The organism is Pseudomonas sp. NyZ201 (assembly GCF_049860765.1).
Lineage (GTDB): Bacteria > Pseudomonadota > Gammaproteobacteria > Pseudomonadales > Pseudomonadaceae > Aquipseudomonas > Aquipseudomonas bharatica.
In genome coordinates, this window is record NZ_CP187557.1 from 3,425,030 (window position 1) to 3,445,008 (window position 19,979).

General features: G+C 65.9%; 19 protein-coding genes. 2 read left to right on the forward strand and 17 right to left on the reverse strand.

The genetic code is table 11. From position 1 onward, the window contains the following. Nucleotides 1-103: 103 nt before the first annotated feature. Nucleotides 104-1,879 (reverse strand): methyl-accepting chemotaxis protein, encoded by a 1,776-nt coding sequence (locus ACPFMA_RS15210; RefSeq protein WP_425928118.1) that lies wholly within the window; start codon nucleotides 1,877-1,879, stop codon nucleotides 104-106. 120 nt (nucleotides 1,880-1,999) lie between these two features. Further along, the gene (locus ACPFMA_RS15215; protein ID WP_425928119.1) at nucleotides 2,000-3,898 is read right to left on the reverse strand and encodes a M14 family metallopeptidase; all 1,899 of its coding nucleotides are present in this window, start codon (nucleotides 3,896-3,898) and stop codon (nucleotides 2,000-2,002) included. Between the two features lie 73 nt (nucleotides 3,899-3,971). On the opposite strand from ACPFMA_RS15215, the gene ACPFMA_RS15220 reads away from it, so the two are divergent. Continuing rightward, nucleotides 3,972-4,298, forward strand: a complete 327-nt coding sequence (locus ACPFMA_RS15220) for a cupin domain-containing protein (protein ID WP_064304778.1) — start codon at nucleotides 3,972-3,974, stop codon at nucleotides 4,296-4,298. Nucleotides 4,299-4,385: 87 nt separating this feature from the next. On the opposite strand, the gene ureG is transcribed toward ACPFMA_RS15220, so the two are convergent. The 15 genes from ureG to ACPFMA_RS15295 form a co-directional block, all read right to left on the reverse strand. Next, complete coding sequence (gene ureG, locus ACPFMA_RS15225; protein ID WP_425928120.1) at nucleotides 4,386-5,009, reverse strand: urease accessory protein UreG; 624 nt, start codon at nucleotides 5,007-5,009, stop codon at nucleotides 4,386-4,388. Nucleotides 5,010-5,019: 10 nt separating this feature from the next. Beyond that, nucleotides 5,020-5,694: an urease accessory protein UreF gene (locus ACPFMA_RS15230; protein ID WP_425928121.1), complete on the reverse strand. Its 675-nt coding sequence runs from the start codon at nucleotides 5,692-5,694 to the stop codon at nucleotides 5,020-5,022. After that, nucleotides 5,694-6,239, reverse strand: a complete 546-nt coding sequence (locus ACPFMA_RS15235; RefSeq protein ID WP_064304736.1) for a HupE/UreJ family protein — start codon at nucleotides 6,237-6,239, stop codon at nucleotides 5,694-5,696. The genes ACPFMA_RS15230 and ACPFMA_RS15235 overlap by 1 nt, the downstream gene beginning before the upstream one ends. Before the next feature lie 20 nt (nucleotides 6,240-6,259). After that, the gene (gene ureE, locus ACPFMA_RS15240) at nucleotides 6,260-6,742 is read right to left on the reverse strand and encodes an urease accessory protein UreE (RefSeq protein WP_425928122.1); all 483 of its coding nucleotides are present in this window, start codon (nucleotides 6,740-6,742) and stop codon (nucleotides 6,260-6,262) included. Nucleotides 6,743-6,756: 14 nt separating this feature from the next. Continuing rightward, a complete protein-coding gene (gene ureC, locus ACPFMA_RS15245; protein ID WP_425928123.1) occupies nucleotides 6,757-8,460 on the reverse strand; it encodes an urease subunit alpha in 1,704 nt (567 codons plus the stop codon). Continuing rightward, nucleotides 8,457-8,777, reverse strand: coding sequence for an urease subunit beta (locus tag ACPFMA_RS15250; RefSeq protein ID WP_064304739.1), 321 nt, complete (start codon nucleotides 8,775-8,777; stop codon nucleotides 8,457-8,459). Before ACPFMA_RS15250 ends, ureC begins: the two co-directional genes overlap by 4 nt. 9 nt (nucleotides 8,778-8,786) lie before the next feature. After that, nucleotides 8,787-9,089, reverse strand: a complete 303-nt coding sequence (locus tag ACPFMA_RS15255) for an urease subunit gamma (RefSeq protein WP_009407763.1) — start codon at nucleotides 9,087-9,089, stop codon at nucleotides 8,787-8,789. 10 nt (nucleotides 9,090-9,099) lie between these two features. Continuing rightward, entirely contained in the window at nucleotides 9,100-9,933 is an 834-nt protein-coding gene (locus ACPFMA_RS15260) for an urease accessory protein UreD (RefSeq protein ID WP_425928124.1), read from the reverse strand. A 279-nt stretch (nucleotides 9,934-10,212) separates the two neighbouring features. Next, nucleotides 10,213-11,988: a dipeptide ABC transporter ATP-binding protein gene (locus ACPFMA_RS15265; RefSeq protein ID WP_425928125.1), complete on the reverse strand. Its 1,776-nt coding sequence runs from the start codon at nucleotides 11,986-11,988 to the stop codon at nucleotides 10,213-10,215. Continuing rightward, a complete protein-coding gene (locus ACPFMA_RS15270; RefSeq protein WP_425928126.1) occupies nucleotides 11,985-12,803 on the reverse strand; it encodes an ABC transporter permease in 819 nt (272 codons plus the stop codon). Before ACPFMA_RS15270 ends, ACPFMA_RS15265 begins: the two co-directional genes overlap by 4 nt. 15 nt (nucleotides 12,804-12,818) lie before the next feature. Continuing rightward, on the reverse strand, nucleotides 12,819-13,877 hold the full coding sequence (locus tag ACPFMA_RS15275; protein ID WP_064304742.1) for an ABC transporter permease: 1,059 nt from the start codon (nucleotides 13,875-13,877) through the stop codon (nucleotides 12,819-12,821). Continuing rightward, complete coding sequence (locus tag ACPFMA_RS15280; protein WP_425928127.1) at nucleotides 13,870-15,441, reverse strand: ABC transporter substrate-binding protein; 1,572 nt, start codon at nucleotides 15,439-15,441, stop codon at nucleotides 13,870-13,872. Before ACPFMA_RS15280 ends, ACPFMA_RS15275 begins: the two co-directional genes overlap by 8 nt. 10 nt (nucleotides 15,442-15,451) lie before the next feature. Then, on the reverse strand, nucleotides 15,452-16,627 hold the full coding sequence (locus ACPFMA_RS15285; protein WP_420056350.1) for an LLM class flavin-dependent oxidoreductase: 1,176 nt from the start codon (nucleotides 16,625-16,627) through the stop codon (nucleotides 15,452-15,454). Between the two features lie 12 nt (nucleotides 16,628-16,639). Further along, nucleotides 16,640-17,374: a class II aldolase/adducin family protein gene (locus ACPFMA_RS15290; protein WP_425928128.1), complete on the reverse strand. Its 735-nt coding sequence runs from the start codon at nucleotides 17,372-17,374 to the stop codon at nucleotides 16,640-16,642. Nucleotide 17,375: 1 nt separating this feature from the next. Beyond that, complete coding sequence (locus ACPFMA_RS15295; RefSeq protein ID WP_425928129.1) at nucleotides 17,376-18,443, reverse strand: ABC transporter substrate-binding protein; 1,068 nt, start codon at nucleotides 18,441-18,443, stop codon at nucleotides 17,376-17,378. A 306-nt stretch (nucleotides 18,444-18,749) separates the two neighbouring features. Between ACPFMA_RS15295 and ACPFMA_RS15300 the strand changes: the two genes are divergently transcribed. Beyond that, nucleotides 18,750-19,967, forward strand: a complete 1,218-nt coding sequence (locus ACPFMA_RS15300) for an acyl-CoA dehydrogenase family protein (protein ID WP_425928130.1) — start codon at nucleotides 18,750-18,752, stop codon at nucleotides 19,965-19,967. The last annotated feature ends 12 nt before the right edge of the window (nucleotides 19,968-19,979 follow it).

A 19,979-nucleotide genomic window follows, 5' to 3' on the forward strand; every position in this document is an offset into this window, starting at 1 on the left:
TCACTGCCTCCACGTACCGAAAATAAACCTTGCATGGGGCCTATTTTCGGCAAGCATCTGTTTGCATAACAGATCCAGAAAGCACTGAAAAATACGGATCAGATCAGCAACGGAAATGCCCGACCATACCGTGCAGACGGCTGCTCAAGTGGCTCAACTCGGTACTCGCGGCGGAAATCTCGGCGCTGGCGGTGGCCGATTCCTCGGCGGTCTCGCGCACCCGGGTCACGCTTTGGTTGATCTCTTCGGTCACCGCGGCCTGTTCTTCGGCAGCCGTGGCAATCAGCTCGCTCATCTGCTGGATATTCGAGACCTGGCGGGTGATCTGCTCCAGCGCAGTGCCGGTGTCGCGCACGCCATTGACCGAGGCGCTGGTCTGCTCCAGGTTGGTCTGCATCATCCCGGTACTCTCGTTGGCGATGTGTTGCAGTGTGACGATCAGTTGCTCGATCTCGCTGGACGAGGCCTGGGTACGCTGGGCAAGGTTGCGCACTTCGTCGGCGACCACGGCGAAACCACGCCCTGCCTCGCCGGCCCGGGCCGCCTCGATCGCCGCGTTGAGGGCCAGCAGGTTGGTTTGCTCGGCGACGGCCTTGATCACATCGAGGATCGCGCCAATGCGTCCGCACTCCTGCTGCAAGCGGCCAAGGGATTCGGCAGAAACGCCCACGCCATTGGCCATCGCCTCGATCTGGCGGATCGCCTGCTGGGACATCGCCAGCACGCTGGTCACCTCATGGTCGGCGCCCTTGGCCGCACTGGCAGCCTCCTCGGAGTTGCGCGCCACTTCCTGCACGGTGGCGGCGATTTCGTTCATTGCCGTGGCGACCATATCGGTCTCATTGCGCTGGCTGTCGATGCCTTCGCGGGTGGTGCTGGTGATCGCCGCCAGTTGCGAGGCGGAAGCCGCCAGTTGCTGCGAACCACAACCGATCTGCGAAATCACCTCGCGCAGGCTCGCGGTCATGCTGTCCAGCGAGCGCAGCAGCACACCCAGTTCGTCGCCCCGCTCGGTGTGGGTTGCACCGGTCAGATCGCCACCGGCGATACGCTGGGCGGTGTTCACGGCCTCGCGCAACGGATAGACGATCTGCCGGCTGATCAGCAGGGCCACGGCGATGCCGCAGAGGATCGCCACCAGGGTAATCACCGCCAGCAGCATATGGGTGCTTTTCACCTGGGCGGAGGCGCGGTCTTCCTCGGCGTAGTACAGGGCATTGGCGCCGTCCTGGAGTTTGGAGAGCAACTGGTTGGCCGCCGTCAGTTCAGCCACCGAGCGGGCCTGCTCGCGGGCCTTGCCGTAGGTTTGCAGGTCGGCCTGGAGCTGCTGCGCCGCTGCCAGGTCCTGGGCCGGCCAGCGGCCTTCGCGGGCGTCCAGCAGCAACTGGTCGAAACCGTCCTTGAGCTTGGCGTGGTGCTCCTGGTGCAAGGACTGCTGCCCGGCGTCACCGGTCAACGCCAGGTTGTAGTTGGCCTCACGGGCAAACACGATCTCGTCGAACAGGCCGCTGATGAAACTGATGCGCTGCAACGACGCGCTGCTGTTGTGCAAGCCAAAGCCGCCGAGCAGCGACAGCAGCAAGGCGAAGGCCAGCAGCAGGCCGAAGCCGAGGCCGAGTTTGCGGGTAACGCTGAGGTTCTTCAGCGTGAATGCCTGGGACATAGTTTTCTCCAACCTGTGAATTCGCCCTCGCCGGTCCGCAGGTGACGGGGACCGGCAAGTCTGTCTGACGCCGAAGCCGATGAGGCGCGGAGCCCGTACGAACGGCACGGGCCCTGGTGCACAGGAGTGTTCCGGAGGGGATTCACGCGCTGGGCATCCATGCAGTTCCCCAGAGACGGGAAACTTCCTTTTGCCCGGACTTCCAAAGCCCGGCATTACCCTACTTGCAGCAAGGGAATAGTAACATCCGCAGATAAATGATACCAATGTGACACTACGAGTGGTTAGCGGCCACTCGCCGCGCAGCCAGGTGCTTGAGCGGGTACACAATGTGCCTCACTGCACCACCCCGACCGGATAAACGAACGCGTTCACGTCATAGAACGGCGTGCGCTGATAGAACCAGTTCAGCCGCGCCTTGGGGTCCTGGGCGAATGCCATGTCGTCCTTGAGCTTCTTGTCGAATTCCGCCTTGAGCCCCGCATCCTCTTCCAGCATCTTCCTCGCCATCGGCTCCATCACGTATTCCTCCGGCTCCTCGGCGACCACCAGGGTCGAGTTGAAGAAGCCCCAGGACCAGAACGAATCCGGGCTTTGCGGGTGCAGCAGGTTGATTGCCAGTACACCCAGCGGCTGGTCGGTATCGATCACCACCGAGCCTGCCGGGAAGGTCTGCAAGCGCTCGAACGGCTTGCCCGTGCCACTGACCAGCAGATGCCCTTCATACCCTGGAATCTCGTTGCTCTGCGCCCGGTCCGGCTCGAAGCCGCCGGCCACTTTCACCTCGTCCATGCGATAGAGCGTCACGGCGACGGCAGTCGGCTTGTCGAGGGTGCGCATGACGATACCGTGGGCCTTGAGCCGGGCAATCACATCGCGCCATTGCGCCGGAACGATGTACTGCCTTGGCCGCTTCACCACCAGGTCCGGCTCGGTATTGCCGGTGACCGGCACTTCGAGGTTCTTTGGCTGGTTGCTCCAGACGATGGTTTTCGCACCGGTGATCGGTGAGGTCTCGTAACGGTAGTCACCGACGGTGAACGGCACGTTCTGTGGCACACCGGCCTTCCAGGTGAGGATCACCTCCTTCTGCGCAGCAAGACGGGCGCGGTCCTTGTCGATGGCGGCACGCAGGGTTGCCGCCTGTTCACCGATCACCTGGAACATCGCCTTGAGCATCACATAGTTGCCCAGCACCTGGGTGCGGTACGGGTGCAGGGCATGCTGCTCGATCAGGATCGAGGGCACGTTGCGGATATCGCCGTACTGGTTGGAGAAGCGCGCCAGGTCCGTGCGGTACGGATAGTAGCCTTGGGTCGGGTCCTGGTTGTCGTTGAAGCTGATGCATTCGTGGACCACGTGCCCTTCATCCTGCAGCGCCTGGTACACCGGGGTGCGCATGACCTGGTCCATCCACGCACTGCTGGCCGGCGACCAGCCGTTGCCGTTATGGCAATAGGAACTGTCGTAGGGGTACATGGCGCCGTCGGTGGAGTGGGTGTCGGCGAAGAAGCTCAGCTCGTAATGGTTGAAGACCCAGGCGACGTTGCGGATTTCGGCACTGTCGAGCTTGGTGAAGTCGCGGTTGAGGTTGTAGTTCAGGCCGTTGACCCGCCAGCCGGCGATATCCGGGCCGTTCTGGTTGATCCGGCCGTAGGCACTGCGGCGAATGTCACCATCGATGTTGACCGTAGGGATGAAGAGGATATTGACCCGTTCCAGCAGCGCGGCGAGAGGCTTGTCACCTGCGGTCATATCACGCAGGAGCATGAACATGGCGTCCTTGCCGTTGGATTCGCCGGGGTGGATCTCGGCCTCGACGAAGATCGTCGGCTTGCCGGACTGCTTCAGTCCCGCCGGGGATTTGTCCTTGGACAATGAAGCCACGGCCAGCACCATCGGATGGCCTTCGGCACTCTTTTCCGGCAGTTCGCTCAATACCACCTTGCCGCCCGAGGCAGCGGCGAGCTTGCGCAGCCAGGCGCGGGTCTGTTCGTAGGTGCTGGTCTGCTTGAAGTCGCTGGCTTCGGCCACGGTGATCAGCGGGTTGTCCGCCTTGGCGATATAGCGGGTACTGGTGATCTGCTGTTCGAACATCGCCGGCAGGATCCGCTGCCTGGCCGCCTCGGGGTACTTGCTGTCATCGATATAGGCCGGGGCCGAGGGCAAGGCAGCCAGCGCGGACTGGCCAGCGCCGAGCAGCAAAGCGGTGAAAAACAGCCTGGAATGCTTCATGGGGGAGTTCCTTCTCACGCGGGAACTGGCAACCTTAGAACAGATTGCCAAAGGTTACGAGGAACCAACTGCCATGTTGCACAACCTGTTCGAAGGCATCGCCGAAGCGGCGGTGGAGGAACGTTTCGATGACCTGCTCAAGCGGCCGGGGCTGCGCATCGAACGCATCGTCTCCAATGGCCAGAGCAGCCCGGAGGGATTCTGGTATGACCAGGCGGAGGGGGAATTCGTGCTGGTGCTGACGGGCTCGGCGGGCTTGCGCCTGGAGCATGAGGCCGAGGTGCGGGTGCTGGGGCCGGGGGATTTCGTGGATATTCCGGCAGGCTGCAGGCACCGGGTGGAGTGGACGGATGCGGGGCAGCCGACGGTGTGGCTGGCTGTGTTCTATCAGGCGAAATGAAAGACCTCTGGGAGCGGGTTTACCCGCGATTGCGGAAGTGAACCCACCATCGCAATCGCGGGTAAACCCGCTCCCACAGGGTTCGCGTCAGGCCAGAGGGCGCAACATCCCCCGATCCACGATGAAGTCGATCAGCGTCTGCAAGCCATGCCCAGTCTTCAGGTTGGTGAAGGCCCAGGGCCGCTCCGGGCGCATGCGCCTGGTGTCACTTTCCATGACCTCCAGCGAAGCCCCGACATAGGGCGCCAGGTCGATCTTGTTGATCACCAGGAAGTCCGACTTGGTAATCCCCGGCCCGCCCTTGCGCGGGATCTTCTCGCCTTCGGCAACGTCGATCACGTATACGGTGAGGTCCGCCAGTTCCGGGCTGAAGGTGGCGCTGAGGTTGTCGCCGCCACTCTCGACGAAGATAACCTCCAGGCTGCCGAACTTGCGCGCCAGCTCTTCCACCGCCGCCAGGTTCATCGAGGCGTCCTCGCGGATCGCCGTGTGCGGGCAGCCGCCGGTTTCCACGCCGACGATGCGTTCGGGCTCAAGGGCACCGGCCTCGGTAAGGATGCGCTGGTCTTCCTTGGTGTAGATGTCGTTGGTGACCACGGCGATCTCGTAGTGGTCGCGCATGGCCTTGCACAGCGCTTCGAGCAGCGCGGTCTTGCCGGATCCGACCGGGCCGCCGACGCCGACGCGCAGGGGTTGCTTGTAGCTTTGCATAGGGAATTCCTCAGGATCGGAACAATCGGGTGTATTGGGTTTCGTGGCGCGACGAGGCGATCGCCAGCAGTGGCAGGCCGCCACCCAGTTCTTCATCGGGCAGCAGCAGAGCGCGCTCGAGCACGGCGCTCAGGTCGTCGGAGAGATCGCGCAGCAGGCTTTGCGCGGCCTGCTGGCCGAAGGGCACCAGCTTGACCCCGGCCATTACCGCGCCTTCCAGCCAACTGAAGCCATGGCCCAACAGCAGGTCGCGCAGCGGGATCTCCCAGTGCGCCGCCAGCCAGGCCATGCCGCCCAGTTGGGTCAGCTCCAGGCTGGTGCGCCACTGCGGCGCCTGGCCCAGTTGCCAGCCATCGAGCATCCGCGCCAGGGCCGCGCCACGTTGGCGTTCCTCGGTACGCAGCTCGGCGGTTTCGCGATTGGCCAGGAGGAAACGGCTCCAGTGCGCGAACGCCTCGGCATCATCGGCTTCACAGGCCCGGTACAGGCGCACCAGCAACGGCCAGTCGAGATAGCCGAGGGTGTCGTCGATCTGCTGCCGTTGCCAGGTCCGAAAGCCATCGGCGCCCTTGACCCAGCCCGCTTCCACCGCCCACTCCAGGCCCTGCGAGTAGGTGAAGCCACCCACCGGCAGGCCCGGACTGGCCAGTTGCAGCAAACGCAGGAGCTTCAGGTCGCTGTTCATCAGCCCGCCAGCAGCATCGCCGCGCCAGCCAGCAGGCCGCCGCCAAAGGCCTGTTGCAGGCGGGTATGGCGGCGCAGCACGCAGCCCAGGGCGAAGCCGGCCACCAGCAGCAGGCCGCTGACGGTGACGAAACCGGCGCTGAACACCCAGAACGCGCCCGGGCTGGCCTCGACGCCATGGGCCCAGCCATGGAACAGGGCGAACAGCGGCATCACCAGCGACAACAGGACCTGGCGCCGCGGCAGCAGCAGCGCGGCAGCAGCCACCAGCAGCGAGCCGAGGATCATCTCCTCCATGCCGATCACACCACCGAACAGGTGGCCCAGCACTGCACCGCCGAACATCGCCGCCAGGGTCAGGGCCGGCAGCACCAGGCGGCTGCGGGTCAGTGCGGCGAGCACGCCGGTGCCCAGCAGCATCAACAGGTGGTCGAGGCCGGTCAACGGATGCAGCAGGCCATCCTGCAGCGGATTGGCGTCATGGCCTGGGTGGGCGAATGCCGGAACGGCGACCAGCAGCAGGGCAAGGGCAAGACACTTCTTCATGGAAAACTCCTTGTTGTGATTTACAGCGCCTGGGCAGGCAGGCGGACGAACAGATGATCGGAATGGTTATGGCTATGCGGGGCGCTCTGGTAGGCACCGGCTTCGGGCTCGAACGGCGCTTGCTCGACACACACCTCAAGGCCGAAGCCACGGACCATGTCGTCCAGCACATAGTCATGCTGGTAACGCAGGAAACCTGCCTCGACCTGCAGCGGCACATGGCGGTTGCCCAGGTGGTAGGCCGCGCGCGCCAGCGCGAGGCCATCGGCGCAGTACACCGTTGACACCTCCTCGGCAGCAGCGATGACGCGAATCACCTCCCCGCCCGCCTCGTTCGCCAGCAGTTCGCCGCCACGGATCAACTGGCCGCGTTCCAGCATCAGCCCGGCATCGCGGCCATCGTCGAGGGTGATACGTATGCGGCTCTTGATCCGGGTATCCAGGCTCAAGGTGGCGGTGGCCGTCACGGCGCCCTCGCCCACCTTGCGGGTCAACAGAATCATCGGATTCTCCTTGCTCAAAACAGAAAGTAACGCTGGGCCATCGGCAGCACCGTGGCCGGTTCGCACACCAGCAGCTCGCCGTCGGCGCGCACCTGGTAGGTCTGCGAATCCACTTCGATATTCGGCATCAGGCCGTTGTGCACCATGTCGCCCTTGCGCACCGTGCGGCAGCCGTGGGCCAGGCCGATCAGGCTGCGCAGGCCGAGCTGCTGGTGCACGCCACGGTCCAGCGCCTCGCGCGACAGGAAGGTCATGCGCGTGGCATGCCGCGCCGCGCCGAGGGCGCCGAACATCGGCCGGTAATGCACCGGCTGCGGGGTCGGGATCGAACCGTTGATATCGCCCATCGGCGCCGTGGCGATCATCCCGCCCTTGACCACCAGGGCCGGCTTGACGCCGAAGAAGGCCGGCGCCCAGAGCACCAGGTCGGCCAGCTTGCCGGCCTCCAGCGAACCGACTTCATGGGCGATGCCATGGGTCAGCGCCGGGTTGATGGTGTACTTGGCGATGTAGCGCTTGACCCGGGTGTTGTCCCTGTACGACGAATCCCCGGCCAGCGGCCCGCGGCGCAGCTTCATCTGGTGCGCCACCTGCCAGGTGCGCAACACCACTTCGCCGACCCGGCCCATGGCCTGGGAGTCCGACGAGGTCATGGCGAAGGCGCCCAGGTCGTGAAGGATGTCCTCGGCAGCGATGGTCTCGCGGCGGATGCGCGACTCGGCGAAGGCCACGTCCTCGGCAATGCTGGTGTCCAGATGATGGCAGACCATCAGCATGTCCAGGTGCTCGTCCACGGTGTTCACCGTGTACGGCAGGGTCGGGTTGGTCGAGGACGGCAGCACGTTGGCGAAGCTCGCCGCGCGGATAATGTCCGGCGCGTGCCCGCCGCCGGCGCCCTCGGTGTGGAAGGTATGGATGGTACGGTCACCGATGGCCGCCAGGGTGTCCTCGATGCAGCCGGACTCGTTGAGGGTGTCGGTGTGGATCGCAACCTGCACGTCCATTTCCTCGGCCACGCCCAGGCAGCAGTCGATGGCCGCCGGGGTCGAGCCCCAGTCCTCGTGCAGCTTCAGGCCCACGGCGCCGGCGGCGATCTGCTCGCGCAGGGCCTCGGGGCGGGACGCATTGCCCTTGCCCAGCAGGCCGATATTGATCGGCAGCTCGTCGGCAGCCTGGAGCATGCGCGCCAGGTACCAGGGCCCGGAGGTGCAGGTGGTAGCGTTGGTGCCGGTAGCCGGCCCGGTGCCGCCACCGATGAAGGTGGTGATACCCGAGGTCAGCGCCTCTTCCACTTGCTGCGGGCAGATGAAATGGATATGCGAGTCGATACCGCCGGCCGTGACGATCTTGCCTTCGGCGGCGATCACTTCGGTACCCGGGCCGACCGGCAGGGTAACGCCGGGCTGCACGTCGGGGTTGCCGGCCTTGCCGATGCCGAAGATGCGGCCGTTCTTCACGCCGATATCGGCTTTTACGATGCCCCAGTGATCGATGATCAGGGCGTTGGTCAACACCAGGTCCATGGCCTCGTCGGCGAGCATCTGGCCCTGGCCCATGCCGTCGCGGATCACCTTGCCCCCGCCGAACTTGACCTCTTCACCGTAGATCGTGAAGTCCTTCTCCACTTCCACCCATAGCTCGGTATCGGCCAGGCGCACGCGGTCGCCGACGGTGGGGCCGAACATATCGGCATAGGCCCTGCGGGAAATCCGGCTCATGCGCCTGCCTCCAGCTTGCCCATGACCTTGCCCTGAAAGCCGTACACCTCGCGCTTGCCCACATAGGGCACCAGGGTCACGCTGCGCGACTGGCCCGGTTCGAAGCGCACGGCGGTGCCGGCCGGGATGTCCAGGCGAAAGCCACGGGTGGCCTCGCGCTCGAACACCAGGGTGTCGTTGACTTCGTAGAAGTGATAATGCGAGCCCACCTGCACCGGACGGTCGCCGTGGTTGGCGACGCTGACCACCAGGGTCTGGCGACCGGCATTGAGTTCGATATCGCCATGCTCGGCGACCTGAATTTCTCCGGGAATCATGCCGTCCTCCTAGACGATCGGATCATGGACGGTGACCAGCTTGGTCCCGTCGGGAAAGGTCGCTTCGACCTGGACGTCGTGGATCATCTCCGCCACGCCTTCCATCACCTCGTCGCGGCTCAGGACTTCGCGGCCGAGGTTCATCAGTTCGGCGACGGTGCGCCCATCACGGGCGCCCTCCATCACCGCCGCGCTGATCAGCGCCACCGCTTCCGGGTAGTTGAGCTTCAGGCCGCGGTCCCGGCGGCGCTCGGCGAGCAGCGCAGCGGTGAACAGCAGCAGTTTGTCTTTCTCTCTCGGGGTCAGCTCCATGGTCGCTCTCTCAGGTGGCCCAGATCCGCGGCGGGCACGGCGCCAGGCCAAGGATGGCCGGACGCAGCGCGCACCACAGGCGCAGCAGTGTGGATTGAAGGCGCTGGTTGTCGTGGTCGAGCAAGCGGACCACCAGCAGGTGCCCCAGCAGGGTTGCCCCGGCAGGGACGGCAAGATGCTCGATTAGGGTGCGTGTCTGTTCCAGCAGCTCCGGGGTGGCCGGTGCCGCGCAGAAGGTGGCTTGCAGCGGATAACCCGCGAGCTTGTGCAGGCTGTCGCCGTCGACGCGCAAGCGTTCGTGCAGGCCCGGATCGTCGGGCATATCGATCTGCAGGCGGCTGTCCACTGCACCGTGGCTGAAGGTTTCGCCCATCACCGGACGCCCCAGGCACAGGGTTTCCCAGGCCAGCAGGCGCGCTCCGAGGGCCAGGGAAAAACGGTTTTCCAGACGGGTGCGGGCCCCGGGGAAACAGATATTGCCGTGAGGCAACCATTCCAGCGTGCTGCCCTCGGCCAGATGGAAATGCTGCTTGAGCACCGAAACGGGGCCGGCGCTGCGGTAGAACTTGGTTGCACCGGGCATGGTCAGCAGCGCATGGGTGCCGGGGTCGAGGGTCACGTCCAGGGTCAGGCGATCGCCGCCGACCACGCCGCCTGGGGGGTGCAGTACATACACGTGGCATGGCGCGCCCTCCGGATAGAACGGCCGCTGCACCAAAAGAGGTCCGAAATGTCGGCGCGCACCAATACAGGTCCTTTCCCCGCGCTGGACAAAGCGCAATTTCAGCTCGGCACTCCAGCCTGCGGTGTCATCCGCAGCGGTGAGCAGTTCGGGTAGGGACATTCCAGTGCTTCCGAAAAACGCCGCGTTTATTGGGAAATGTCTGACATCCCGGTACTACGCAGCTGATTAAGAGCGCCTGCGAAACCCTTGTGATTGACGGGTTTGCGCGGACCTGATCGATCGATCAGTAATCGATGGAAGCTGTAAAAGCATATTGCGGGCCAGAATGGCGCATGTAGGGGATTTCTTGCGGGGAGTGTGCACTGGGATGGGGATGCAACATTTGGATCGAATGAACGCCGCGTACCCTGTGGGAGCGGGTACGCGTACGTCTTGAAGTCAGCGCTGGAATTTGGCCTGTGCGACAAGGCCTTTCACATACTCCGTCCCTGGCCGATCCAGCACCTCGGCAGTGCCGCCCTGCTCGATGATGCGCCCGTCCTTCACCACCACGATGCGATCGGCGATCGTCCTGACCACCCCCAGGTCATGGGTAACGAACACCAGGGTCATGCCCTCGGCCTGCAACTCCCGCAGCAACGCCAGGATCGCCGCCTGCACCGAGACATCCAGCGCCGAGGTGACCTCGTCGCAGATCAGCACCTCGGGCTCGCACACCAGCGCCCGGGCGATCGCGACCCGCTGGCGCTCGCCGCCGGACAGGTGATGGGGATGCTTCGCCGCCGTTTCCGCCGGCAACGCCACCCGCGCCAGCGCCGCATCGATCCTTGCCCGGCACGCAGCGCCCTTGAGCCCGAAGAAGTGCTCCAGTGGCGCTTGCAGGCATTGGCCGATGCTCTGCCGGGGGTTCAGCGCGCGATACGGGTTCTGGAAGATGTACTGGATCCGGTGCCGGGTCGCCGCGTCGCGCTTGCGCGCCATCAGGCTCAGGGGTTGTCCGTCGAAGCTCAATGCACCGACGCCGCCATCGCCCAATCCGGCCAGGGTTCGCGCCAGACTGGTCTTGCCCGACCCCGACTCGCCCACCACCGCCAGGCATTCACCACGATGTACGTCCAGAGACAGGTCGAACAGCACCTGACGGTCATAGCTTAGGTTCAGGCCGCGCAGCTCCAGCAACGGCGTGCGCGCCTGGTGCACAACCTGCACCGGCTTTGTCTCTTCCTCCGGCACTGCAGTCAGTTGCGGGTGCAGGCAAGCCACCTGCTGCACGCCATCCAGCCCCTGCAACGCCGGCTCGATTGCCGAGCATGCCGCACTGCGCCGAGGGCAGCGGGGGGCGAAGGCGCAACCGGCCGGCCGCTGCCCCGGCGCCGGCGCATGCCCGGCAATTGCCCGCAATACACGCTGGCGCCCGACCTCGGGAATCGCCGCGAGCAACCCCAGGGTGTAGGGATGCCCTGGCCGCGAGAACAGCCGCTCACGACTGGCAACCTCGACGATGCGCCCCGCGTACATCACCATGACCCGGTCCACCAGGTCCTTGATCACTCCAAGATCATGGGACACATACACCGCCGCCACGCCCTGCTCCTTGCACAGCCGGCGCACGGTGGCGAGGATATGCGCCCTTGTGCCGACATCCAGCGCCGTGGTCGGCTCGTCCAGCACGATCAGCTTCGGCCGCAACACGAACGCCAGCGCCAGCATCACCCGTTGCTGCTGCCCACCGGACAGCTGATGCGGGAAGCGCCGCAGGAACTCCTGCTCCCCTGGCAGCCCGACATCCGCCAGGGTCTGCGCCAAGCGCTGCTCGCGCGCTGCGCGGTCCAGCCCTGGCTCATGGGCCTGCAAGGTTTCCAGCAACAGCTTGCCGATACGGATCGCCGGGTTCAGGGCCAACGCCGGGTCCTGGGCGACATAGCCGATCAAACCGCCACGCGCCCGGCGCAACGCCTCGCCGTCGAGGGCCAGCAGGTCGGTCCCGGCCACGCTTACCCGTCCGCCACTGATCCGTGCACCACGACGGGCATGAGCGAGCAAGGCGGTCGCCAGGGTGGTCTTGCCCGAGCCGGACTCACCGACAAGGCCGAGGATCTCTCCCGGCGCCAGGCTGAAATCGATGTGCTCGATCACATCGGTGCCACTGTCCAGCTCGACCCGCAAGCCCTCGACCTGCAAAGCCTCGGGGGTAGAAAGAACGAATGCATTCATGAGCGCGCTCCCGCGCTGTACCGGGCAATGCCTTCGGCCAGCAGGTTGGTGCCATAGGCGAACACCGCGATCAGCAACGCCGGGGCCAGCACGGCCCAGGGCTGGATCAGCAGGCCGGCCTGGTTTTCATTGATCATCAGGCCCCAGTCCGCCGCCGGAGGGGCAACGCCGTAGCCGAGGAAACTCAAGCCCGAGAGCATGCCGATGCCCCAGGTCAGCATGTTGCCGAAATGCACCAGCAGCGGTGTGAGCACATTGGGCAGGATCTCCCGCAACAGGATGCGCGTGCGGGAAAAGCCCATCATCTGCGCGGCCTCGACGAACTCCTGGCTGGCCACCGATACCGCACTGCCCCGTGCCAGGCGGATCACCCCGGGGGTGAAAGCGATGGCCACGGTCAGCACGATCAGCCACGGCTGGCGACCCAGCATCGAAACGATCAGCAGCACCAGGATCAGGTCGGGAAAGGCCAGCCAGACATCCGCCAGCCAGGTGATCGCCTGGTCCAGGCGCTGGCGCGACAGCCCGGCGAGCATGCCCAGCGCACTGCCGACGATCAGTGCCAGCGACGCCGCGGCCACCGACATCCAGAGAATCGACAGGCCACCGGCCAGCAGCCGCGAAAGCACGTCATGGCCAAGGAAGTCATGGCCCAGCGGCGCGTCCGCCGTGGGTGCACCGTAAACGCCGCCAAGCATGTCGGTCGGCGCATGGGGCGCCAGCCACGGGCCGAAAAGGGCCAGCAGGACCACCGCCAGGGTCACCAGGGCCCCGCGGCGTATCGAAGGTTCACGCCAGAATCGTGCGCTGAACATAAGCGAATCTCCTTATCAAGGTGCCTTGGCCGCCGGACGTCGCCACCAGCTCTGGATACCGCGGCGGTTGCGCTGGATAAGGCTGGCCCGGCGCGCGGTGCGCAGTTTCGGGGTGAGCAGGACGGTGAGCAGGTCGGCCAGCAGGTTGACCAGTACCACGCCCAGGGTGATGACCAGCACCGCGCCCTGGATCAGCGGCAGGTCGCGCATCTGGATCGCACTGTTGAGCAAAGTGCCGATGCCCGGGTAGCTGAATACCACCTCGGCGAGCAACGCACCGCCGATCAGGGTGCGCAGGGTCAGGGCCACGCCCTGGATCGCCGGGACCAGCGCATTGGGCAAGGTGTGGCACCAGACCAACCGCCACTGCGGCACCCCGCGCAGGCGGGCGGCACCGACATAGTCCGAGTCCAGTGTTTCGATCATCGAGGCACGCACCAGCCGCGCCAGATACGGCAGCGCCGACAGGCTCAGGGCGAACACCGGCAAGGCCAGGTAATCCAGTTGGCGCCACAGCGGCCGGTCCGGATCGATCAGCGACACCGCCGGCAGCAGGTCGAAATGCGGCATGGAGAACAGCAGCACCAGGCCGATGGCGATCAGGTAGCCGGGCGTGGCCTTGAGCACGATCAGGGTCGCCAGGCCCCAGCGATCCAGGCGCGAATCGCGGCGCAGGGCCAGGCCGACGCCGATCGTCAGAGCCAGCGGCAGTACCACCATCAGCACGCCGAGCAGCAGCGCCAGGGTATTGCCGAAGCGGATGAACAGCAGCCCCGCCACCGGTTGCGCCGAATCCAGGGAAATCCCCAGGTCGCCGCGCAACACCTGGGCCAGCCAACTGAAGTACTGGACCAGGATCGGCCGGTCCAGCCCCAGTTGCTGGCGCAAGGTCAGGATGCTTTCCAGCGGCGCCTCGGGCCCGAGGATGACCCGGGCCGGGTCCGACGGCAGCGCCTGGGTGGCGATGAACACCACCAGGCTGATGACCCAGGCCGTCAGCAGGCCATAACCGAGCCGGCCGATGAACCACGGCAGCCAGGCGGGCAAACGGGAGGTACGGATAGGCTCAGGCATGGTTCAACCACAGGCTGTCGAAGCGCCAGGAGGCGAAGGTGGTCTGTTCGCCGTGCAGGCCGCCGACTTTCTGCGAGGCGGCATCGAGCACGTCGGTAAAGCCCCAGATCAGCAGGCCGCCACGCTGGTGCTGGATGGCCTGGGCCTCGTGCACCAGCTCGCGGCGCAGGGCCAGGTCGGGCTGGCCGAGGGCCTGGGTGAACAGTTGCGAGAAGCGCTCGTCACGGAAGTTGCTGCGGTTGTAGATCGCCAGGGGCGCATCGTTGTGCAGGCCGGTGGCGAGGAAGCCACGGGCCGGTGTCGAGCACGGCGACATCAGCCACTGCTCCTTCTGCGGGCCATTGAACACCGAACCGTCCACCGGCGTGACCTTGATCTCGATCCCGGCCTTCTTGGCCTGCTGGGCGAACACCAACGCCGCGTTGACCTCGTTGGCGGTGGTGGTCAGTTCCAGGCGCAGGTCGGTGGCCCCGGCTTGGCGCAGCAGCGAGCGAGCCTGCTCCAGGTCGTACGGACGCTGGGCGATGGCGTGGTTGTAGGTCGGGTCCTGGGGCGAATACAGGTCGTTGGCGATCCGCCCGAAGCCATTGAGGCCGCGCCCCACCAGTTCCTGGCGGTCGGCCAGCAGGCGGAACGCCTGGCGCACCCGCTCGTCCTGGAACGGCGCCTTGGCGGTATTCAGGTTGAAACCGCTGAACGAAGTGGTCGGCGAAGCCACCAGTTGCAGGCGCGGATCGGCCTTGATCAGCGCACTGTGCTCGGCCTGGATGGCACTGGCGATATCGATCTGCCCGGCGCGCAGGGCGGCGACCCGCGACACCTGGTCCTTGAATTCGATGATCTCCAGCTCGTCGGCATAGGGCTGGTTGGGCTTGAAGTAGTTCTCGAAGCGGGTGAACAGCGCCCGCTGCCCCGGCACGAAGCGCTTGAGCCGGTACGGCCCCGCGCCCACCGGATTGTTCGGATCGTAGTCGGTGGGCACGATGCCGCCGAAGGCGATCAGGGTTTCGTCGAGGGGGAAGAAGCTGCGGCCTTCCTTGAAGCGGATCTCGATGGTCCGGTCGTCCAGCTTGCGCAAGGCCTGGCGATCGATGGCGCCGACCAGCCCGGCATAGGGCGAGGCCAGCTTCGGGTCGGTCAGGCGCAGGATCGAGAACAGCATGTCGTCCGAAGTGATGGTCTTGCCGTGGTGGAACTCCAACCCCGGCTTGATGCGGATGGTCCAGGCGCTGGCGTCGGCGTTGGGTTCGGCGAACTCGGCCAGGCCCAGGCGCGTGCTGACATCGTCGTTCCATTCCCAGAATTTGCTGTACAGCGCCCAGCCGCGAATGATCCCGCCGCCGGACGGCTTGTGCGCGTCGAGGTTGCCGGCCTGGTCGCCGTCGATGATGCCGACCCGCAGGCGACCGCCGCGCACTGGCGTGCCGGGGGCGACTGCCGCCCCGGCCACGGCAGCGGGTTCGCCGCCACCGCAGCCGCTGAGCAGGCTGGAACCGAGGATCAGGCCACCACCGACGACCAGGCCGTTGCCGAGAAACGCCCGGCGGGAAAATTCGTTGCGCATGGGTACTTCCTTAGGCCGGTTCGGCGGCCGTGCGGGCCTTGAGGCGCGGAACCTCGAAGCCATGGTCCAGGTCGAGCAGCGGGAACAGCAGGTCGGCGACCCGGTGCGCCTCATCGATCAGCGGGAAGCCGGAAAGAATGAAGGCGCTGGTGCCCTGGGCCTCGTACTCGCGAAGGCGTTCGGCGACCTGTTCGGCGCTGCCCACCAGGTAAGTGCCTGCAGCAGGACCGAGCAGGTTGAAACCGAACAGGCTCGGGCCGGTCCAGACGTTCGGGTAGATTTCCAGGTCGCGGGCTTTCGGCAGACGACCTTCGCGGATCGCCTGGACATTGGCCTGGATCCGCGGGTCGTCGCTGTGGAAGCTGTCGAGGGTCTGGCCCGGCGGCAACTGGCGCTCGATGGCGGCGCGGGCGGTGGCCACGGAGGTATTGTCCAGCAGCTTCTGGGCATGGGCCCAGGCTTCTTCCTCGGTCTCGCGGACGATGATCTGCAGGCGTGTGCCATAGGTCAGCTCGCGGCCGATCTTCGCCGCTTCGGCGGCCACCTTGCGGAACTTGGCACCCAGCTTTGGCGGGGTGTCGGCGAAGCTCAGGTAAACATCCAGCAGCTGCACCGAATGGGCCACACCCGGATCGGAGGTACCGGCGCCCCACAGCGGCACGGAAAGACGCTTCGGCGGATGCCAGCCACCCAGCGGGTGCCGTGCAGCCGCGGCCGGACGTGGCGCCAGCTTGACGAACTGGCCGTCATAGCCCTCGGTGCCACCGGCATAGATCGCCTGGAAGGCCCGCCAGTATTCAAGGCTGAACTGGTAGCGCTCGTCATGCGGGTAATGCACGCCCAGGGTCGCCAGCCCGGCATCGCTGCCGTTGACCACGTTGAACAGCAGGCGGCCACCGGAGAACTCGTCGAAGGTCAGCGCCCACTTGGCCAGCACGGCCGGCGACACCTCGCCCGGATGCTGGGCCACCAGGAAGCGCAGGCGCTCGGTGGCATCGATCAGCGAGGCCGCCACGGCCAGGCTTTCGTTGGGGCTGGTGCCGAGCAGCGAGCCGTAGTAGCCGAGGCGGTCTGCGCTCACGGCCAGTTGCTTGAGGTGATTGAAGTCGGTGCGCCAGCGGCCTTGCTCTTCCCATGGATAGGGGCCGTCGGGGCTGGTGAGGTACCAGAGGATCTTCACTGCCATGGTTCGATGTCCTTATGCGCGCGGGCTGTCGTTGGCGGGCACCAGGCCCAGTTCACGGGCCTGGCCGAGCAGCTTGCTCATGGTCCATTGCTGGGTCAGCACGCCCGGGCCATAAGGCCGCGATCCACCGATGGCCTCGGCCAGCAGTTGCAGTTGCGCGCCCTCCTCCAGCAGCAGGATGAATTCCGCCGTGGCCTGCAGGCCCTGGGTGCCCCACACGGTGGCGCCGCCATTGGCTTCGAGGATCGCCGGGGTGAAGGGGTTTTGCGCAAGGCTGTCGAGGATGAAGTCCACCTCGTCCTGGCGCCGGTCGATGTACACCGGCAGCTCGCGGGCGAGCTGGAAGCGCTGCACCGGCACATAGTTGAACGGCAGCGAGCGCTGGGTCTGGGCCCAGGCGCCGAGGTACGGCGAATGCACGTGGGACACCGTGGTGATCTGCGGCTGCTGGACGAACAGCCGGGTATAGCGGTTCAGCCCGCCCTTGCCCTGGCCATGCACCAGGTTGCCGGCAAAGTCGCTGACCGTGGCCTTCAGTGGCTGGTCCTTTTTCCACGGGCCCGGGTAGTTGACCGACACCAGCAGCTCGCGCCCCGGCACCCGTTCGATAAAACCGACGGTGCCGTTGGCGGTGATGCTGTTGGTTTCCCGGTAGACCCGGAAGGCCTCGCCGGCCAGGTGGGTGACGTTGTCGACGAAGTCCTTGAGTTCGGCGTCGACCAGGTGTTCGGCAGTCAGTACGGTCATGTCAGATGTCCTTGTCTTGGGAGGTGCGTTGGGCGAGCAGGTCACGGGCGGCCTGCAACGGGCGGTGGTCGACCCACTCGGCCAGGTCGAAGTCGGCCTCGAGGAAGCCATGCAGGTTGAGGAAGGTCTTCTGGATATCGAGGAAGGCCAGGCGCTGCTCGGACAGGTCCGGGGCCAGGGTGGTGTGGAAGTCGCCACGGTAGGCCTGGTCCACGCCCTCGGCACCGGCGCGGGTCTCGTCCTGGAGAATGCGCAGCACGCCCTCGCGGTTGTCCCGCGCCCAGTCGGCGGCGCGCAGGGTCTGGGCGAGGAAGCGCACCACCAGGTCGAAATGTTCGTCGAGCAGGCTCTGGTGCACGGTGATCGGCCGCGGCGTACCGTTGTTGATGCGGTAGCGCGGGTCTTCGATCTGGTCCAGGTCGATACCCACTTCCAGGCCCAGGCGGCGCGCGGCATCGGCGGCGGAAGCGCCCTTGACGTAGACCGCATCCACTTCGCCGCGCACCAGGTAATCCAGGCCGGACCACAGGCGCTGCAAGCCCTCTTGCGGATTGGGCGCCTGCTCCTGGTCGTGCAGCGGCACCTCCACCAGGGTGACGTCATCGAAGCTCAGCCCGGCCAGGCTCAGCGCCCCCTTGTAACCGTGCAGGCTCATGGCCCGGGCGATGCTGCCGGGACGGCTGGCACCCCAGGCCGGCAGGGCCAGGCGCTTGCCTTTCAGGTCGGCAGCGCTGCGGATGCCGGAGCCGGGACGTACGAGGATGGTCTGCCATTCCTCGATCCAGGTCAGACCGATCAGGCGGCTCGGCGAACCGGCAGCACGGGCAGCCAGGGCCGGCACGTTGCCGCCCTCGCGAAACAGCCCGGGCAACTGGTGGTCGTAGTGATGGTGACCCAGCTGGCGGGCCTCCTGCAGGGTCAGGACCGGCAGGCCGTCGGCGGCGAATTCCTCGCCGAGCCAGCCGAGGGTGTAGGCGATGCCGGAAGCGGTCGGCACCGGGCAACGGGTGAACCAGAGTTGCTCCAGGGGCGCTGCGCCGGGCAGCGGCAAGGTAGCGGCAAGTGACATGAGTTGGCTCCATCAGGGGATCGAACGGGCCGGGTGGCCTTTGCCTGGGCTATTGCAGCGCTCGTGCCAACTCACTAATTCATTGTTTTTAATAGGTTTTTTGTGATCGCCAAGCACCGACTGCTGATCTGCCAACACTCCCCCAGCGGGACTGCTGCTGCCTGAGCAACAATCGGCCCGGGGCTGCTGCTGGAGCAGCAACAGGGCTCGACGAAATCGCTGCAAGCCGCGTCCTGCAAGGGCTTCAGGGCGATGGCACAGAACCTGCTCCAGGGCCTGGACCTGTTCACCCAAGGAAGCTCTATCGTGTCCAACCTGCCCCGCCGCCTGGAAAGCGAAGACCAGGCCATTACCGCCGCCCACGAGATTGCCGGCGAAATCGCCGCCCTCGCCGCCGACCCGCAACACAACCGCAGCCTGCCCCGCCGCCAGGCCCAACTGCTGTCCGACAGCGGCCTCACCGCCATCGGTGTGCCCAAGGCCGATGGCGGCCTTGGCGCCTCGGTGGAAACCATCGTCGAGACGGTGCGGATCATTTCCCGCGCCGATGGGGGCGTCGGCCAGTTGCTGCAGATCCACAATGTGATGCTGCGCGGCGTGCTCAGCGGCTATCCGGACGAAGTGCGCCAGCGCCTGATCGACGATGTGCTGGCCGGCAAGCGCCTGGGCAACGCCCTGGCCGAGATCGGCGGCAAGAACAAGTTCGCCCTCAAGACCCGGGTCGAGCGCCGCGAGGACGGCGTGCTGGTACTCAACGGCAGCAAGTTCTACTCCACCGGTTCCTACCTCGCCGAATGGATCTCCCTCACCGCCGCCAGCGACGACGGCGGCGCCGGCGTGCTGCTGCACCGCGACACCCCCGGCCTGACCCTGGTCGACGACTGGGACGCCTTCGGCCAGAACAATTCGGTCAGCGGCACCGTGCGCTTCGACAATATCGAGCTGGACGAACGCTACGTGCTGCGCCGCCAGGGCCCGATGAAGCGCACCGGCCTGACCTTCCCGCAGATCCTGCATGCCGCCATCGACACCGGCATTGCCGCCGGTGCCCTGCAGGCCGGGATCGACTACCTCAACCAGCACGCCCGGCCCTGGGTCGAGAGCGAGGTGGAACGGGCCAGCGACGAGCCGCATATCATTCGCCAGATCGGTGAATACGCCGTGGCGCTGCGTGCAGCCGAATCGCTGCTGCGCGATGCGGCGCGGGTCTTCGATGCCCACGAGCGCGATCCCGAGAACAAGGCGCTGCAGGACGAGCTGATCCTCTCGGTGGCCACCGCCCGCGCCCACTCCGACGGCGCCTCGCTGAAAATCTCCAGCGATATCTTCTCCCTGCTCGGCGCCAGTGCCTCCCTGAGCAAATGGAACCTCGACCGCTTCTGGCGCAACGCCCGGGTGCATACCACTCACGACCCGATCCGCTGGCGCCTGCACCACGTCGGCAACTACTACCTCAATGGCGTCGATCCGGGCGAGTACACCGCGATCCTGGCGGCAAAGCAGAAGGTCGGTGCCAGTCGCTGAATCCATCGCGCG

Bases quoted from the DNA above. Each gene is read 5' to 3' on its own strand.
- ACPFMA_RS15210 (WP_425928118.1), bottom strand. From the start codon at position 1,879: ATGCCGGGCTTTGGAAGTCCGGGCAAAAGGAAGTTTCCCGTCTCTGGG.
- ACPFMA_RS15215 (WP_425928119.1), bottom strand. From the start codon at position 3,898: ATGAAGCATTCCAGGCTGTTTTTCACCGCTTTGCTGCTCGGCGCTGGC.
- ACPFMA_RS15220 (WP_064304778.1), top strand. From the start codon at position 3,972: ATGTTGCACAACCTGTTCGAAGGCATCGCCGAAGCGGCGGTGGAGGAA.
- ureG (WP_425928120.1), bottom strand. From the start codon at position 5,009: ATGCAAAGCTACAAGCAACCCCTGCGCGTCGGCGTCGGCGGCCCGGTC.
- ACPFMA_RS15230 (WP_425928121.1), bottom strand. From the start codon at position 5,694: ATGAACAGCGACCTGAAGCTCCTGCGTTTGCTGCAACTGGCCAGTCCG.
- ACPFMA_RS15235 (WP_064304736.1), bottom strand. From the start codon at position 6,239: ATGAAGAAGTGTCTTGCCCTTGCCCTGCTGCTGGTCGCCGTTCCGGCA.
- ureE (WP_425928122.1), bottom strand. From the start codon at position 6,742: ATGATTCTGTTGACCCGCAAGGTGGGCGAGGGCGCCGTGACGGCCACC.
- ureC (WP_425928123.1), bottom strand. From the start codon at position 8,460: ATGAGCCGGATTTCCCGCAGGGCCTATGCCGATATGTTCGGCCCCACC.
- ACPFMA_RS15250 (WP_064304739.1), bottom strand. From the start codon at position 8,777: ATGATTCCCGGAGAAATTCAGGTCGCCGAGCATGGCGATATCGAACTC.
- ACPFMA_RS15255 (WP_009407763.1), bottom strand. From the start codon at position 9,089: ATGGAGCTGACCCCGAGAGAGAAAGACAAACTGCTGCTGTTCACCGCT.
- ACPFMA_RS15260 (WP_425928124.1), bottom strand. From the start codon at position 9,933: ATGTCCCTACCCGAACTGCTCACCGCTGCGGATGACACCGCAGGCTGG.
- ACPFMA_RS15265 (WP_425928125.1), bottom strand. From the start codon at position 11,988: ATGAATGCATTCGTTCTTTCTACCCCCGAGGCTTTGCAGGTCGAGGGC.
- ACPFMA_RS15270 (WP_425928126.1), bottom strand. From the start codon at position 12,803: ATGTTCAGCGCACGATTCTGGCGTGAACCTTCGATACGCCGCGGGGCC.
- ACPFMA_RS15275 (WP_064304742.1), bottom strand. From the start codon at position 13,877: ATGCCTGAGCCTATCCGTACCTCCCGTTTGCCCGCCTGGCTGCCGTGG.
- ACPFMA_RS15280 (WP_425928127.1), bottom strand. From the start codon at position 15,441: ATGCGCAACGAATTTTCCCGCCGGGCGTTTCTCGGCAACGGCCTGGTC.
- ACPFMA_RS15285 (WP_420056350.1), bottom strand. From the start codon at position 16,627: ATGGCAGTGAAGATCCTCTGGTACCTCACCAGCCCCGACGGCCCCTAT.
- ACPFMA_RS15290 (WP_425928128.1), bottom strand. From the start codon at position 17,374: ATGACCGTACTGACTGCCGAACACCTGGTCGACGCCGAACTCAAGGAC.
- ACPFMA_RS15295 (WP_425928129.1), bottom strand. From the start codon at position 18,443: ATGTCACTTGCCGCTACCTTGCCGCTGCCCGGCGCAGCGCCCCTGGAG.